Source organism: Microvirga sp. 2YAF29 (genome assembly GCF_052114605.1).
GTDB lineage: Bacteria > Pseudomonadota > Alphaproteobacteria > Rhizobiales > Beijerinckiaceae > Microvirga.
This window is the reverse complement of the sequence record NZ_JBFRFB010000006.1, coordinates 242320-257818: the sequence shown is the minus strand read 5'-3', so window position 1 is coordinate 257818 and position 15499 is coordinate 242320. Positions and strand designations below refer to the sequence as shown.

General features: G+C 63.3%; 14 protein-coding genes. 6 read left to right on the top strand and 8 right to left on the bottom strand.

What is annotated here, in order from left to right; all coding sequences use genetic code 11:
• Positions 1-42 precede the first annotated feature (42 nt).
• The 4 genes from AB4Y85_RS10760 to AB4Y85_RS10745 all read left to right on the top strand — a co-directional run bounded on the left by AB4Y85_RS10760 (position 43) and on the right by AB4Y85_RS10745 (position 3103).
• A complete protein-coding gene (locus tag AB4Y85_RS10760) occupies positions 43-924 on the top strand; it encodes a methyltransferase domain-containing protein (protein WP_441984885.1) in 882 nt (293 codons plus the stop codon).
• Between the two features lie 83 nt (positions 925-1007).
• Complete coding sequence (locus AB4Y85_RS10755) at positions 1008-1373, top strand: DUF427 domain-containing protein (protein ID WP_441984884.1); 366 nt, start codon at positions 1008-1010, stop codon at positions 1371-1373.
• A gap of 138 nt (positions 1374-1511) precedes the next feature.
• Entirely contained in the window at positions 1512-2660 is a 1149-nt protein-coding gene (locus AB4Y85_RS10750) for an iron-containing alcohol dehydrogenase (RefSeq protein ID WP_441984883.1), read from the top strand.
• The gene (locus AB4Y85_RS10745) at positions 2657-3103 is read left to right on the top strand and encodes an acyl-CoA thioesterase (RefSeq protein ID WP_441984882.1); all 447 of its coding nucleotides are present in this window, start codon (positions 2657-2659) and stop codon (positions 3101-3103) included. Before AB4Y85_RS10750 ends, AB4Y85_RS10745 begins: the two co-directional genes overlap by 4 nt.
• Here the strand turns inward: AB4Y85_RS10745 and AB4Y85_RS10740 are convergent.
• Together AB4Y85_RS10740 and mutT are read right to left on the bottom strand one after the other, a co-directional pair.
• On the bottom strand, positions 3075-3992 hold the full coding sequence (locus AB4Y85_RS10740; RefSeq protein ID WP_441984881.1) for a DMT family transporter: 918 nt from the start codon (positions 3990-3992) through the stop codon (positions 3075-3077). The two genes, AB4Y85_RS10745 and AB4Y85_RS10740, sit on opposite strands and share 29 nt — an antisense overlap.
• A 7-nt stretch (positions 3993-3999) precedes the next feature.
• The gene (gene mutT, locus AB4Y85_RS10735; RefSeq protein WP_441984880.1) at positions 4000-4422 is read right to left on the bottom strand and encodes an 8-oxo-dGTP diphosphatase MutT; all 423 of its coding nucleotides are present in this window, start codon (positions 4420-4422) and stop codon (positions 4000-4002) included.
• 113 nt (positions 4423-4535) lie between these two features.
• Between mutT and AB4Y85_RS10730 the strand changes: the two genes are divergently transcribed.
• Entirely contained in the window at positions 4536-4907 is a 372-nt protein-coding gene (locus AB4Y85_RS10730; protein ID WP_441984879.1) for a hypothetical protein, read from the top strand.
• On the opposite strand, the gene argJ is transcribed toward AB4Y85_RS10730, so the two are convergent.
• Positions 4908-6149 carry a bifunctional glutamate N-acetyltransferase/amino-acid acetyltransferase ArgJ gene (gene argJ / locus AB4Y85_RS10725; protein ID WP_441984878.1) on the bottom strand — a complete coding sequence of 414 codons (1242 nt, stop codon included), beginning with the start codon at positions 6147-6149 and terminating at the stop codon, positions 4908-4910. It lies immediately after the preceding gene.
• 288 nt (positions 6150-6437) lie between these two features.
• Positions 6438-7358, bottom strand: coding sequence for a peptidylprolyl isomerase (locus tag AB4Y85_RS10720; protein WP_441984877.1), 921 nt, complete (start codon positions 7356-7358; stop codon positions 6438-6440).
• Positions 7359-7611: 253 nt separating this feature from the next.
• Here AB4Y85_RS10720 and secA point away from each other — a divergent pair, with 253 nt between their 5' ends.
• Positions 7612-10425 (top strand): preprotein translocase subunit SecA, encoded by a 2814-nt coding sequence (secA, locus tag AB4Y85_RS10715; protein ID WP_441984876.1) that lies wholly within the window; start codon positions 7612-7614, stop codon positions 10423-10425.
• A 358-nt stretch (positions 10426-10783) separates the two neighbouring features.
• Here the strand turns inward: secA and AB4Y85_RS10710 are convergent, their stop codons facing one another.
• The 4 genes from AB4Y85_RS10710 to AB4Y85_RS10695 all read right to left on the bottom strand — a co-directional run bounded on the left by AB4Y85_RS10710 (position 10784) and on the right by AB4Y85_RS10695 (position 15467).
• Positions 10784-11824, bottom strand: coding sequence for a sodium:calcium antiporter (locus tag AB4Y85_RS10710; protein ID WP_441984875.1), 1041 nt, complete (start codon positions 11822-11824; stop codon positions 10784-10786).
• A 239-nt stretch (positions 11825-12063) separates the two neighbouring features.
• Positions 12064-13368, bottom strand: a complete 1305-nt coding sequence (locus AB4Y85_RS10705; RefSeq protein ID WP_441984874.1) for a L,D-transpeptidase family protein — start codon at positions 13366-13368, stop codon at positions 12064-12066.
• Positions 13369-13643: 275 nt separating this feature from the next.
• Entirely contained in the window at positions 13644-14597 is a 954-nt protein-coding gene (locus AB4Y85_RS10700) for an acetyl-CoA carboxylase carboxyltransferase subunit alpha (protein WP_441984873.1), read from the bottom strand.
• Positions 14598-14681: 84 nt separating this feature from the next.
• The gene (locus AB4Y85_RS10695; RefSeq protein ID WP_441984872.1) at positions 14682-15467 is read right to left on the bottom strand and encodes a methyltransferase domain-containing protein; all 786 of its coding nucleotides are present in this window, start codon (positions 15465-15467) and stop codon (positions 14682-14684) included.
• Positions 15468-15499: the final 32 nt, after the last annotated feature.

Here is a 15499-nt window from a genome sequence, read left to right as displayed (position 1 = left end):
TCCCTTGGCTCCGCCCTCATTCCACGCCATATCGAGCACCTTATGAGCACACCTCTCGTCTTCGACCGCGCCCTTGTCCGCCGCCGCCTCTCGCGGGCCATGAAGGAGGGCTATGCGGATTTTCTGCTGGTTCGCACTGTAGAGGACCTGGAGGAGAGGCTTGCCGCGGTGCTGCGGCCCTTCCCCTTGGCGCTCGATGTGGGAACGCCGACCCCGTTCGCCAGCGAGGCCCTCATGCGCAGCGGGCGCGTGGAGAAGGTCGTGCGCCTTTCGCCCTCGCCTGAGCCCGGTGCGATCCATGGCGACGAGGAGCGGCTGCCGTTTTCCGGTGAGCAATTCGATCTGGCGATTTCCCTGCTCGCGCTCCAGGGCGTGAACGACCTGCCGGGCGCGCTCATCCAGATCCGCCGCGCACTGAAAGCCGATGGCCTGTTCATCGGCGCGCTTCTCGGCGGCTCGACCCTTACCGAGCTGCGCCAGGCGATGACCCAGGCCGAATCCGAACTCGAAGGCGGTGTGAGCCCGCGCGTGGCACCCTTCGCGGATCTGCGGGATATCGGAGGCCTGCTCCAGCGCGCGGGTTTCGCGTTGCCGGTTACCGACACGGATATCGTCCGCGTGCGCTATGCCAATGCTTTCGCCCTCATGCGCGACCTGCGCCGGATGGGGCTGACCAATGCCCTCAACGACCGCCGCCGCACGCTTCTGAGACGCGGCACCCTGCTGCGGGCGGCAGAGATATACGCGGAGCGCTTCGCCGAGTCCGACGGGCGCATTCCCGCGACCTTCGAGATTATCTGGCTGTCCGGCTGGACGCCGCACGAGAGCCAGCAGAAGCCCCTCAAGCCGGGCTCGGCCCAGATGCGGCTCGCGGATGCGCTCGGCGGCAAGAACGGGGCAACTCCGACGCCGCGCGAGGAATGATCTTTCGTATCGGCTCAGCGCCGGCTGCAACTTAAGCACGCGATTTTTCGTTCTCCAAAAGACCTTCTGGAGAATGGTGTGTCATGAAAGAACCCGGCCCGGATCATCCGATCACGATCACGCCTAATCCGCACCGCATCCGGGTCATGCTCGGCGGCTTCATCGTCGCCGAAACCACGCAGGCATTGACCCTCCAGGAAGCGACATTACCAGCCGTGCAGTACATTCCCCGGGCGGATGTGCACATGGATCTCCTCGACTCCACCGATCACCACACCCACTGCCCCTACAAGGGTGACGCCTCCTATTTCACGGTCAATGGCGGCGGGCTCGTGCGCGAGAACGCGGCCTGGAGCTACGAGGAGCCTGCAAAGTCCGTCGCCGCCATTAGGGAGCATGTGGCGTTTTATCCCGAGAAGGTCGATGCCATAGAGGAGTTCGGCGACTAGCATTTTTCGGCGAAGCGGCTCCTGTTCGCCGTCAAAAAATGCGGCTCTGATAATCAGTATTCTCCCAATGGCTGACAGGATGTGCATTGCCGGATCGGCTTCTTTTCAGGCAATCTCCGGCGGCAAAGGAAATGCCTCATGTCGTCATTTACCTTCAACACGGTTCCCTCGCTCATCGCGGGCCCAGGCTGCATCGCTCAGTTGGGTGAGGTCGCGGCCCAAAGGCTCGGCGCCCGTGTGGCGCTCGTCACCGATGCCGGTCTGGTGAAGACCGGTCTCGTCGCGCGGGCGCTGACCATTCTGGAAGAGGCGGGCATCGCCGTCGATGTGTTCGACGGGGTGGTGGCCGATCCGCCGGAAGACGTGGTGCTGGCGGCTGTCGCCAAGGCGAAAGCCTTCGATGCGCGGGCGGTTATCGGCTTCGGCGGCGGGTCCTCCATCGATGTGGCGAAGCTCGTCGCGCTTCTCGTGCGGAGCGGCGAGGATTTGCCTGAGATTTATGGCGTCGGCGAAGCTAAGGGTCCACGCCTTCCGCTGCTCGCCATACCGACGACGGCGGGCACCGGCTCTGAGGTCACGCCCATTTCCATCGTCACCACCGGCGCGCATGAGAAGAAGGGCGTGGTCTCGCCGCTTCTCATCCCCGATATCGCGCTGCTCGATCCCGACCTCACCGTGAACCTGCCGCCGCATGTGACGGCGGCAACGGGCATCGACGCGATGGTGCACGCCATCGAGGCCTACACCTCGGTGAGCGCCAACAACAATCCCGTATCAAAGGCGCTCGCGCGGGAGGCTTTGCGCCTGCTCGGCCGCAATATCGAGCGCGCGGTGCATCACGGCGCGGACAAGGAGGCGAGGGCGGCGATGCTTCTCGGCTCCATGCTCGCGGGCCAGGCCTTCGCGAATTCGCCGGTGGCGGCGGTGCATGCGCTGGCCTATCCCATCGGCGGACATTTCGGCGTGCCGCATGGCCTCTCGAACGCGCTCGTGCTGCCGCATGTGCTGCGCTTCAATGCCAGTGCCTGCGAGGACACCTATGCCGAGCTCGCGCCTTACGTGTTTCCCGATCGCGAAGGAAAAGTCTCCGCAGCGGCTTTCGCCGAAGCCATCGCCGGTCTTTGCGGCAGGGTCGGATTGCAGCCACGCCTGCGCGATGTGGGCATTCCGCAGGATGCGCTGCCGATGCTGGCGGAAGATGCGATGAAGCAGACGCGGCTTCTCGTGAACAATCCGCGCCCGGTCACACTGCAAGATGCGCGCGCGATCTATGAGGCGGCGTGGTGAGCACTAAACCGACACGTCGCCATCGCTCCACCTACCCCGTCTTCCGGCCCATCACCACGCGCTGGATGGACAACGACGCCTATGGGCACGCGAACAACGTGCATTACTATTCCTATTTCGATTCCGCCGTGAACGGATTGCTCGTGGAGAAGGGCCTGCTCTCCATCGGCGACAGCCCGGTGATCGGCCTCGTGGTCGAATCGGGCTGTGCGTATTTCGAGAGCGCCGCTTTCCCCGAAAAGCTCGAAGCCGGCATCAGCGTCGCGCATCTGGGGCGCTCCTCCGTGCGCTACGAGATCGGCATCTTCAAGGAAGGTGCGGAATTCGCCGCCGCGCAGGGGCACTTCGTTCATGTCTATGTGGATCGTGAGACGCAGCGCCCTGTCGAAATTCCGCCCGAGGCGCGCAGGGCGCTCAGCGAATTGTTCTCAACCGACCGCTGAACGAAACCAGCGCCACGCCGGCAAGCACAACCGCGCCGCCGGCAAGCTCGCGAAAGCCCACATGTTCATTCAGGAACAGCACCGCGAGAAGAATCGTCCAGACGGGCCCGAGGTAGCCCACCATGGACGCGCGTGTTGGGCCGGTGCGGCGGATGAGATGCATGAACAGAAGGATCGGCAGCGCCGTCGAGAGCACGCCTAACGCCAGCAATGGCGCGGCATGGGTGGGGACCGGCACGAAGGCCGCAGGGCCCACCATCACGAGCGCAAGCAAGGTTGCCACGGTTCCCGACGTGATCTGCTGGCCCAGCGCCATGCGCGCCGGGTCCGCATGCTTGACGGTGCGCACATAGATATTCGCCGAGGCATAGCTGCATGCGGTCATGAACATGGCGACGATTCCGGCAAGGCTGATGCCACTGTCCGGCAGTGCTGCGGGACCGATCAGGATGCCCATGCCGACGAAGCCCACGAGCACGCCAATGAACCGCTGCGGCGTCAGCTTCTCATCCGCGAACAGCATGTGGGAAAAGAGCGCGACGATCAGCGGCGACGATGCCTGGATCATGGCGGCGGGAGCGGTTGCGATCTGGCTCAGGGCGAAGGCGACGAGCACGTTCGGCAGCCAGCCGTTGAAGGTGCCGAGAAATGCCCAGATGCGCCATTCATGGCGCTGCGGCAGGATGCTCTTGCCCTGCAAGGCAAACCAGGCCGCGAGCGACACCGCACCGAGCAGCCCGCGCATGGCCGCGAGCACGAAAGGGTTCAAATCCCCGCTAAGTTTCACGAACAGGAAGGCGCTGCCCCATAGAGCCGAGCAGATCAGCAGGCTGGCGAGAATGAAGCCGGGCGTCGGGGCGGAGGAGCCTCCGGCAGGGTGCGAGGGCATGATGGTTTCAGGAGCCGAGGAGATCGAGCAGGAAGGGGATCAGCGGTTCATCCGCCGGCGGCATCGGGTATTGCCGCAGCTCCTGCGGCTTCACCCATTTGAGCGCCTGGCCTTCCATGGATTGCACGAAGCCCTCCCAGCGGCGGCAGATGTAGAGCGGCATGAGAAGGTGGAAGGTTTCGTAAGCGAAGCTCGCGAAGGTCAGCGGCGCGAGGCAGGGCTCCTTCACGGAGATGCCGAGTTCCTCGTGCAGCTCGCGGATGAGCGTCTCTTCGGGCCGCTCGCCCGGCTCCACCTTGCCGCCGGGAAACTCCCACAATCCCGCCAGCTGCTTTCCCTCCGGACGCTGGGCCAGAAGAATGCGGTTGTCGGCGTCGATCAGGGCGACGGCGACGACGAGGGTGAGCTTGAGAGGCGGGTTTGTGGTCATGGTATGTTCCCCACACATCAGATTTCGCTGTTCATGACAATTGGGCGAATAGCCAAGGCAAACGGAAATATGTTACTCAATAACATGTAAGCCCCTTGAATGAGTCCACACAAATGAAGATCAAATCGCTGGCGGCCTTGAGCCTGCTGTCTCTGTCCGCCCTGACAACCCAGGTCCAGGCCGGATGCTCCGCTCCTCCCGTTTACTTCAACGGCAACATCGTTGAAGTCGAGGGTCCAATGACGGTGAATGCGGGCACGGGATGTTCCTTCAACGTCAACGGCATTCCCGGAATGATCGAGGATGTGAAGATCACGCAGCCTCCCAAGACCGGGCGGGCCGGCGTGGAGAACCTGCGGCCTTACTACGTCGCCAAACCGAAATATCAGGGTGCCGACGAGTTTACCTACACCATCTTGGGGAAGGACCAATACGGCGGTCCTATGCGCATTTCCATCAAGCGCAAGGTCACCGTGACGCCCTGATCAGCTGCGGTAATCGCCGTTGATTTCCACATAAGCCTTGGTGAGGTCACAGGTCCAGGCCGTGGCCTCGCCGCGGCCGAGGCCGAGATCGACGCGGATCGTGATCTCGTCGCCCTTCATATAGGCGGTCGTCTTCGCCTCGCTGTACCCGGGATCGCGCGCGCCCTTCACGGCCACGCGAATATCGCCGAACCAGATGGCGAGCTTGTCGCGTTCGGCGGGCTCGCCCGCCTTGCCAACAGCCATGACCACGCGGCCCCAATTGGCATCCTCGCCGGCAACGGCCGTCTTCACCAGGGGTGAGTTCGCAATCGCCATCGCGATGCGTTTGGCGGATGCGGCGCCCGTGGCTCCGGTCACCTTCACGGTCACGAATTTGCGCGCGCCTTCACCGTCGCGGGCCACCTGCTGGGCAAGGTCGATGAGCAGATCCTCGAGCGCCGCGCGGAATTCCTTGAGACGGCGGTCGCTCGGCAGCGAGATCGCGGGCGCGCCCTTTGCGGCGGCGGCGCCGGTCGCGAAGAAGAGCAGCGTGTCCGAGGTGGAGGTATCGCTGTCCACCGTCACGCAGTTGAAGCTCTTGTCGGCGCCCTTCTTGAGCAGCGCCTGAAGCACGGGCGCCGCAATCGGCGCATCGGTGAAAATGAAGGAGAGCATCGTCGCCATGTCCGGCGCGATCATGCCCGCGCCCTTCGCCATGCCGTTGATCGTGACCTCGACGCCGCCGATGGTGGCCGTGCGGGTCGCCACTTTCGGGAAGGTGTCCGTGGTCATGATGGCTTTGGCCGCATCGAGCCAGGCGGTGGGCTTGGCCTTCTTCTCGCAAGCTGCAAGCACGCCCTCGAACTTCGTGGCATCGAGCGGTTCGCCGATCACTCCGGTGGATGCGATGAAGACCTGCGAGGCGCGGCAGCCGGCGGCCTCGGCCGCGATATCGGCCGTCAGCTTCACGGCTTCAGCGCCGGTCTTGCCAGTGAAGGCATTGGCGTTGCCGGAATTCACCACAAGCGCCCGCGCGGTGCCCTTAGTGAGATTCTTCCGGCACCAATCCACGGGAGCGGACGGGCATTTCGAGCGCGTGAACACGCCCGCCACCGTCGTCTCCTTGGGCAGCGTCACATAGAGCACGTCCGTCCGGTTCTTGTATCGGATGCCGGCCTCCGCCGTCGCGATCCTGACGCCGTCGATGGCGGGCAGGGTGGGATACGACTTGGGTGCCAGCGGAGACACGGTCTTGGACATGCTGTGGGTCTCGAAAAAATCTGCGGATGGAATACCGTTAGGAACTGCGACCTGTGGATTTTCGGAGGTTTTTGTCAAGTCAAAGCTGCTGAAGTGCCGCGGAGGAAAGCGAGGAACGCGTCTGCTGTGCCCTCGTCGACCCAGTCTGCCATAGACGAAGGTCTTCATGACAGGCTGGGAACCGCGTGACTTGAATGGCGGCTCGACCTTCCAGAGCGATGTGGAGAACCCATCAACAAAAAAGGCGGCCCTCAAGGCCGCCCTTTCAGCAATGCGATTGGTCAGACCTTACGGCTGCTTCTGCTCGACAAGATTGCCCTTGTCGTCCAGGCGTTCGATCTTGGCGTCCTTGCGCAGGCCGACGATGAGGTCCTGCTGGGCCTTGCGGCCGAGATAGGTTTCCACCTGATCCTTGGTCTCCTCGAAGGTCGGGGCGGGCTTGGCGCGCTTTTCATCGACCTTGATCACGTGCCAGCCGAACTGGCTCTTCACGGGGTCGGAGATCTGGCCGGGCTCGAGCTTGAAGGCGGCCTCAGCAAAGGGCTCGACCATGCGGTCCTTGGTGAAGAAGCCGAGATCGCCGCCATCGGTCTTGGAGCCGGGGTCCTTGGAGACCTCGCCGGCAACCTTGGCGAAATCCTCGCCGCCCTTCACGCGGGTGGCGATCGCCTTGGCCTCGTCCTCGTTCTCCACGAGGATGTGGCGGGCGCGGACTTCCTGCTCGGCGGGCACGCTCTTGACGGTTTCCTCATAGAGCTTGCGGGCGGCCTCGGGGTTCACGGCCTTCTTGGCCGTCTCGTTGAGGTATTCGTCCAGTAGGGTCTTGTCGCGGGTGTAGGCCAGCTTGCGGGCGAATTCCGCCCCGCTGCCGACCTTGGCCGCCTCGGCGGCCTTGGCGCCGAGCTTCAGGTCGATCATGTAGCCGGTGAGAAGCTCCCGCTTCTGCTCATCGGGGACGTTCGGCATCTGGAGGCCGGGATCCTCGGCTGCTATGGCGAGGTCACCTTCCGTAATCTCGACGCCGTTCACCCGGGCGACCACCTTGGAGGGGTCGATGGCGGGGACAGCGGCCGGGGAGGTTGCCGGCGAAGGGGTCTGCGCGGCCGGAGGGGTCTGAGCGAGGGCGGCGCCGGCCACGAGGGGCAGGGCCGTTCCCAGAATAACAAGACCTGGGGCGAGAAGGGTTTTGAGAACCGATGATGGCGACATGTATATTCCTCTGGCGGGCAAAAAGCGGCCCACTGACAGCACCGATCAGATGGCCTAACGTGTTTACGTTTGCAAGCGACGGCATATCTATGCCACAGCATCCGGCATAGCGTGGCCTTTTCGAGGCCGTCTCGTAGGGCTAAAGCTGTGCCTGAATGGCGCAGCCTTTAAGATGCGCACCGGCGTAATTAGGTCTATAAGGCGGCTCAAATCGCCCGTTCCCCTGGAATTCTGGAATTTTCGAAGGCTCTCGATGTTCGGTTCTCTCGCGAAGAAAATCTTTGGCTCGGTCAACGAACGCCGGCTGAAGTCCTACCGGCCCAAGGTTGCGGCCATCAACGCGCTCGAGCCTGAGCTGGAAGCCCTGACCGACGAGCAGCTTCGTGCCCGTACGGAAGAGTTCAAGGCCCAGCTCGCAGCCGGCAAGACCCTGGACGATATCCTGGTCCCCGCCTTCGCCACGGTCCGAGAGGCCGCCAAGCGGACGCTCGGCCAGCGCCATTTCGACGTGCAGCTCATCGGCGGTATGGTGCTCCACGAGGGCTCCATCGCCGAAATGCGCACCGGCGAGGGCAAGACCCTGGTCGCCACGCTTCCCGTTTACCTGAACGCGCTCGCCGGCAAGGGCGTCCACGTGGTGACGGTCAACGACTACCTGGCCACGCGCGACTCCGAGTGGATGGGTCAGATCTACCGCTTCCTCGGTATGAGCGTCGGCGTGATCGTCCACGGCCTCGACGATGCCGAGCGCGCCCAGGCCTACGCCTCCGACATCACCTACGGCACCAACAACGAATACGGCTTCGATTATCTGCGCGATAACATGAAGTACGAGATGGCGCAGATGGTCCAGCGCGGGCACAACTTCGCCATCGTTGACGAGGTAGACTCGATCCTCGTCGACGAAGCGCGCACGCCGCTCATCATCTCCGGCCCCCTCGACGACCGCTCCGAACTCTACAACGCCATCGACAAGGTCATCCCGCGCCTCGACAAGATCGATTACGAGCTCGACGAGAAGCAGCGCTCGGTGGCGCTCACCGAAGACGGCACCGAGAAGATCGAGCAGCTTCTGCGTGAGTTCGGCCTCCTGACGGAGGGCGATCTCTACGACGCTCAGAACGCCACGCTCGTGCACCATATGAACCAGGCTTTGCGCGCCCACACCCTGTTCCAGCGCGACAAGGATTACATCGTCCGCAACGACGAAGTGGTGATCATCGACGAGTTCACCGGCCGCATGATGCAGGGCCGCCGTTATTCGGAAGGTCTGCACCAGGCGCTCGAAGCCAAGGAGCACGTGCAGGTTCAGCCCGAGAACCAGACACTCGCCTCCATCACCTTCCAGAACTATTTCCGCCTTTACAGCAAGCTCGGCGGCATGACCGGCACGGCCGCGACGGAAGCGGACGAGTTCCTCGAGATCTACAATCTCGATGTGGTTGAGATCCCGACGAACCGTCCCGTGTCGCGTATCGACGATGACGACGAGGTCTATCGCACGGTCGAGGAGCGTTACAAGGCGGTCATCCGCGATGTCGAGGCGGCGTCCGCCAAGGGCCAGCCGATCCTCGTCGGCACCACCTCGATCGAGAAGTCGGAAATGCTCGCCGAACTTCTCGTCAAGGAAGGCTACAAGCTCATCGACTTCGAAAACCCGCAGGCGCTGGAGCCGCTCTACAAGGACGCGCGCGCCGGTCGCGGCACGAAGCATTTCGCGGTGCTCAACGCCCGCTTCCACGAGCAGGAAGCCTTCATCGTCGCCCAAGCCGGCGTGCCGGGCGCGATCACGATTGCCACCAACATGGCAGGCCGCGGCACCGACATTCAGCTCGGCGGTAACGCCAAGATGCGTATCGAGCGCGAGCTGGTCGGCGTCGAGGGAGAAGAGCGCACCCGCCGCGAGAAAGAGATCCTCGACGAGGTTGCCGCCTTCAAGGAGCGTGCGCTTTCTGCTGGCGGTCTCTACGTGCTCGGCACCGAGCGCCACGAGTCACGCCGCATCGACAACCAGCTGCGCGGCCGCTCGGGCCGCCAGGGCGATCCGGGCCGCTCCAAGTTCTACCTGTCGCTGCAGGACGACCTGATGCGCATCTTCGGCTCCGACCGTATGGACGGCATGCTGCAGAAGCTCGGATTGAAGGAAGGCGAGGCCATCATCCATCCGTGGATCAACAAGGCCATCGAGCGCGCGCAGGCGAAGGTCGAGGCGCGCAACTTCGACATCCGCAAAAACATCCTGAAATACGACAACGTCATGAACGACCAGCGCAAGGTCGTGTTCGAACAACGCAAGGAGTTCATGGCGGAAGAGAGCGTGCGCGAGACCATCGACGACATGCGCCACGGCGTCATCGAAGACGTCGTGGCCCGCGCCATCCCCCAGAACGCCTATGCCGAACAATGGGATGTGGCTGGCCTCAAGGAGAACGTCGTCAACTTCCTCAACCTCGATCTGCCGGTTGAGGAATGGGCGAAGGAAGAAGGCATCGCCGACGACGAGATCCGCGAGCGCATCACCAAGGCAGCGGACGAGGGTTACGCCCAGCGCGTTGAGGCGAACTCCGCCGAGGTCATGAACTATGTCGAGAAGCAGGTTCTGCTCCAGAGCCTCGATCATCTCTGGCGCGAACACCTCGTCACGCTCGATCACCTGCGTCAGGTCATCGGCTGGCGCGGTCTCGCCCAGCGCGATCCGCTGAACGAGTACAAGTCGGAAGCCTTCGAGCTTTTCAACAATCTCGTCGGCCACCTGCGCGAGCAGGTGACGGGCCAGCTTATGCGCATCCAGGTCGTGTTCCAGCAGCCTGAAGCCGCAACGCTCCCGCCCATGTTCCCGCAGCATCTCGATCCCGCCACCGGCGAAAACGAGTTCGACATGCCGCAAGGTGCGGCCTTCGGCGAAGGTGGAGCTCAAGGGTTCGCCGCCACTGCCATCGACCCGTCCACGGGCGCCCAGCGCGATCCGAACGACCCCAACACCTGGGGCCGCGTCAGCCGCAACGAGCCGTGCCCCTGCGGTTCAGGCAAGAAGTTCAAGCACTGTCACGGCCAGTTCGTGGCGTAAGCTGAGAGCTTGAGACGAAATGAAAAGCCCGGCCTCGTGTCGGGCTTTTTCTTGGGCAGAATTGCTCTCCGTCCTCATCCTGAGGATCTGGCCGGAGAAGGATAAAGCACATGTTTCCCTCCCCCTTGTGGGGAGGGCCAGGGTGGGGGTGGCGGCGGCACGCTGGTCCAGTTCGTCGCCGCCACCCCCACCTCCAACTCCTCCCCAGCGCAAGTCGGGTGTTCCCGACTTGCGTCAAAGCAAGACAAGTCTCGGGCAAGCCCGAGGCTTATGGGGGAGGAGAGCCGGTCGGTGCTTTATGAGCCAGCCTCTGGGTTGAGCGGGTCAGGCCCCGGCTATGGCGCGTGACCTTGAGGCCTCACTCCACCGCGTAGAGCACGGCAAGACCGCCGAAGAAGAGCACGATGACGGCGAACGAATCCCAGCCCATCTTCATGATGGTAGGATTGCGCCGTTCCAAAAGGCCGACGAGGAAGATGCCGGTCAGCACCGCGCCGAGAAGCGCCGAGACGGTCTCGAAGCGCGAGAGTTCGTTGATCAATGGCCCGCCGGTAAACACGGCGTCGCCGAGGAGGATCAGCGACAGGTTGACGAAGTTGGTGCCGAGAACCTGGCCGAACGCCATCTCGTAGCGCTTCAGCCGAAGGGCTGCGATGATCGAGCTTAGTTCCGGCATGGAGGTCGAGAGACCGATGAGGGCAAAGCCCACCATGCCCGTGCCGATGCCCGTCTGCTCCGCAAGCGCATCGCCCGTTTGGGCCAGGGCGAAACCTGCCACGAAGATGATGGCGCCGGTCACCGCGCTCGTGATCACGAGCGAGCGCATGGACCTTTTGTCGGCATCCTCGCTGTCTTCTTCGTGGAGCTCGTCCTCCACATCCTTCACGGTCCAGGGCGCGCGCTCGTTGTAGCCGACGGAGAGTGCGAAGAAGCCGATGCTGAGCGCGCAGAGCGCGATGGACCAGATGCCGACGCCCATGACGGGAACATCCGTCACCGTGATCGCCGCGGCGACCGTGATGAGCACCAGTATGCACAGGGTGGCCATCATCAGCGTGGAAGGGCGCGCGACGGCGGAGGTCACGGCATCGCGCCCGATGAAGGCATCCGCGACGGCAAGCAGCAGAACGTTGATGGCTGCGCTGCCGAGAAGATTGTTGACCGCGAGCGCGGGATTGCCGGCGACGGACGAGGTGATCGTGTTGGCGATTTCAGGCAGGGATGTAATGCCGCCGAGAAGCAGCATACCTACGAAAGCCTGTCCCCAGCCGGTCTTGACGGTGATGGCATCGAGCGCATGCGTGAGCCGCGTACCGGCGATCCAGACCATCACGGCCGCAGCGAGGAAGATCCCAACATTGATCCAGAGCGGATAATCCTGCGCGTTCGAAAGGGGCAATGGGCATGGCCTCCGCTGAAGGATCGCAGCGGAGCTGCAACCGTGACAATGGAGCTTCCCCGTGGACGGTTCCGAACATGCGAAGAAAGTTGAACGACGGCTGGATTGGTCGGAACGGGAAGGAGGACGCGTTCGAGTGGGCTCGAGCCCCATGTGGAATCGAGACCGTAGCGCTTCCCTTCAGCCAACAAAAAGCCCGCCATTCGGCGGGCTTTTGTATTGCGATGCTGAAAGGCTGCTTAGTTGGCCGCAGCCATATTAACCGGGGAGGAGGCCTGCACCCGCTTCTGAGGCACAGGCTTCTGGATCGGCATCGTGCGAAGGGTCGGAGACACAACCGGGGCGACGGGAGCGACCTGGGCCGTCTCGGCGACAGGTTGCGAAGCCGAGGAGCTGAAGAGGTCCGTCACATTGCTGAACATCTTCTTGTAGAAGGGCGTCTCCTGCGAAGCGGCGGGTGCCGCGAAAGCCGTCACCACCGGAGCCGGTGCGGCAGGCTGTGCGGCAGCGCGGGCGACCATGGGCTCAGGCGTCTCGGCAGGCGCTTCCCGCATGGAGGCGAAGGCCAGAGCCGTGGACGGAGTGTCGATGGTCTCGCGGCCGCTGTCATCGAGCGCAATCTGCTGCGGACCGGAGGCGATGCCCTCGGTGCGGCTGATGTAGCCGAGCTTGCTGTCGGTCACGCCGGAGGCGTTGGCGAGCGCCGTGCGGAAGGACTCGTGCGTGTCGCCGTCATGATAGACGAGCTTGACCGGCTTGGTGCCCTTGGACACCAGATTGGCCACTTCCTGCTCATCCTGTTGCTGCTTGTGCATGACGGCGGCGGTCACCGTCTCGTCGGCGTTGAACAGGTAGCGCTTGCCGGAGAAGGCCACGCGCAGCTCGTCCTTCGTCACGTCGAAGGTATCGGAGCCTTCCTTCAGGTTCTTCCAGAAGGCGATGTTCGGATCGAGGCGGTGCTTGGCCAGGTTCTGGGCCGTCATCCGGAATGGATAGGACTGGAACTGGAAGCCGCGCTGGCCAGACGCGAGGGCGTCGCGGGCGATGGCGTAAATCTCGGCCACGTTCTCGTCCGTCATGGCGAAGCAGCCGCGCGAAGAGCATGAGCCATGGACCATGATATCGCCGCCGTTACGGCCGAGCGAGCGGTCGTAAGCGTTCGGATAGCCGGTATCGAACGACAGATAGAAATTGGAATTCGGGTTCATCTGCGCCGGGGTGACCGTGTAGAAGCCTTCCGGCACCTGGCGGTCGCCCTCGCGGGTCTTGGGACCAAGCTGGCCGGACCAGCGGCAGACGGGGTAGGTCTTGAGCAGGGCGTATTTGCCGTCGGCGCCGCGCTTCCAGATCTCCAGCTCCGATTCCTTCTTGTAGGCTCGGACCAGGATGGGATCGCTCTTGGACATCCCCTTGGTGGACATCAGCGCCATGGTGGCAGGCGGAATCGGCTGAAGATGACGTGTGGAGCCTTGAGAGAGATTGCCGTCCTGGCAGGCAGCAAGCGCGAGCACCAGGCTCGCGGCCAATGCGATACGCTTCATCATGGGGGACCCCGCAATTTTGATCTGCCGGCATTGTGCCTGACAGTTCCCCTGTATCCTTAAATCGTTAGCCTTAACTGGCTCTTACTGCAAGCGGGGACGCAATGAAGTCATGGTTAAAGAGAGGTAAATTCCCCTGCCCAAAAGAATTTTTGCTCCTGCCAAGCTGCGGCGAAGTCTCTGATGAATCATCTCTTTTGAAGAAATCGATCCTGTGGACAGCAAAATGGCCGCACCCGTGGGCGCGGCCTTGAACCGAAAAAGGCTTCCGCTCTCTTTTAGAGCTTGCGGCCGATATTGAGGAACTTCTCGGCCCGATGGTCGCGCAGTTCGGCGGGGCCCATATTGCCGAGGTCGTTGAGGGCTTCCTCGATGGCGTTGCCGGCGGCCTGGATGGCGGCCTGCGGGTCCCGGTGGGCGCCGCCGACGGGCTCGGTGACGATGCTGTCGATGATGCCGAGCCGCTGGAGGTCCTGGGCGGTGATCTTCATGTTGGTGGCGGCATCCTGAGCGCGCGCTGCGTCGCGCCACAGGATAGAGGCCGCGCCCTCCGGCGAGATCACACTGTAGATGGCATGCTCCATCATCAGCACCTTGTTGGCGGTGGCGATCGCAATGGCGCCGCCCGATCCGCCCTCGCCGATGACGAGGGAGATGTTGGGAACGCCGAGACCCAGCTGCGCCTCGGTGGAGCGGGCGATGGCCTCGGCCTGGCCGCGCTCCTCCGCTTCAATGCCCGGATAGGCGCCGGCGGTGTCCACGAAGGAGAGGACGGGCAGGCTGAACCGATCCGCCATTTCCATCAGACGCACGGCCTTGCGGTAGCCCTCGGGGCGGGCCATGCCGAAATTGTGCCGGATGCGGGTTTCGGTGTTGTGGCCCTTTTCCTGGCCCATCACGCAGACCGGCTGGCCCCGGAAGCGGCCGAAGCCGCCCACGATGGCCTCGTCCTCGGCGAATTTGCGGTCGCCGGCGAGGGGCGTGAACTCGGTGATGAGCCCAGCGCAGTAATCGATGAAATGGGGCCGCTGCGGATGGCGCGCGACGAGGGTCTTCTGCCAGGGGGTAAGCTTGGCATAAAGGTCCTTCAGGGCGTCGGCGGCCTTGGTTTCCAACCGGGTGATGTCGTCGGTAATGGAGACGGCATCCCGGTTCTCACCGAGGGCCCGAAGCTCTTCGACCTTCGCCTCAAGTTCGGCGACAGGCTTTTCGAAATCGAGATAACTGCGCATCAGACTCTATGGAAAAATGGAAGGCCAGCGTGACTGAATAGCTTCGCTGGAGCGGGCGGACACTGGCGATTTAGGGTGATCAAGTCAAGTTGGGCCCTGCTTTACTCCCCTAAAACCCGGCGAAATCAAGGAAGAACGCGTCACCTGTGAGGCTGGTGACGGTACGAAAACCGGCGAGAACCGTCGTGAACGCCGCACCGCCTGGACAGTTCCAGGGCGGTAGAGCTGCTTGGTGGCTTCCACGATATGGAGACCCGCGAAGGGCATGGAAAAGCCGACCCCGATCCCTTCCCAGACCTGGGCGGTGCGCAGGAGGAGGCGGCTCGTCAGGGGCGGCATGTAGAGGGTCTCGGCCCAGCCTTCCGGCGAGAACCAGGTCTGGCGCATGAGGCTTTTCAGCTGCGAGCGGCTATAGGGCTGGCCATAGCCGAAGGGGGTGGTGTCCATGCGGGCCCACAGGCCCCGCCGGTTGGGGGCGACCAGGATGATCCGCCCGCCGGGAGTGAGAATTCGCCAGATCTCGTGGAGCAGCTCGGTCGGGCTCTCCACCGTCTCCAGAGCATGGACCACGAGCACCCTATCGATGGAGGAATCCGGCAGGGGCATCATCAGCGGATCGACGAGGGCCGAAGCGGAGGCTCCGGTGCTCGGCCAGTTCACCACGCCCTGGTTCGCGGGCATGAAGGCGAGCGCCCTCTCGCACTGGCTTCTTACATGGAGCAGGTAGGGCGGGGCATAGCCGAGGCCGAGCACGCGCAGGCCCGTCAGCGGACCCCAGAAGCGGTCGATGGCCCGTCCGACATAGCGGCGCGTCACGGCCCCGAGAGGGCTCGCATAGAAGCTGCGCAGGTCGGTGATGTCGATGCTCATGGGATATGAATGCTCATGGGCTCGTCAGAATG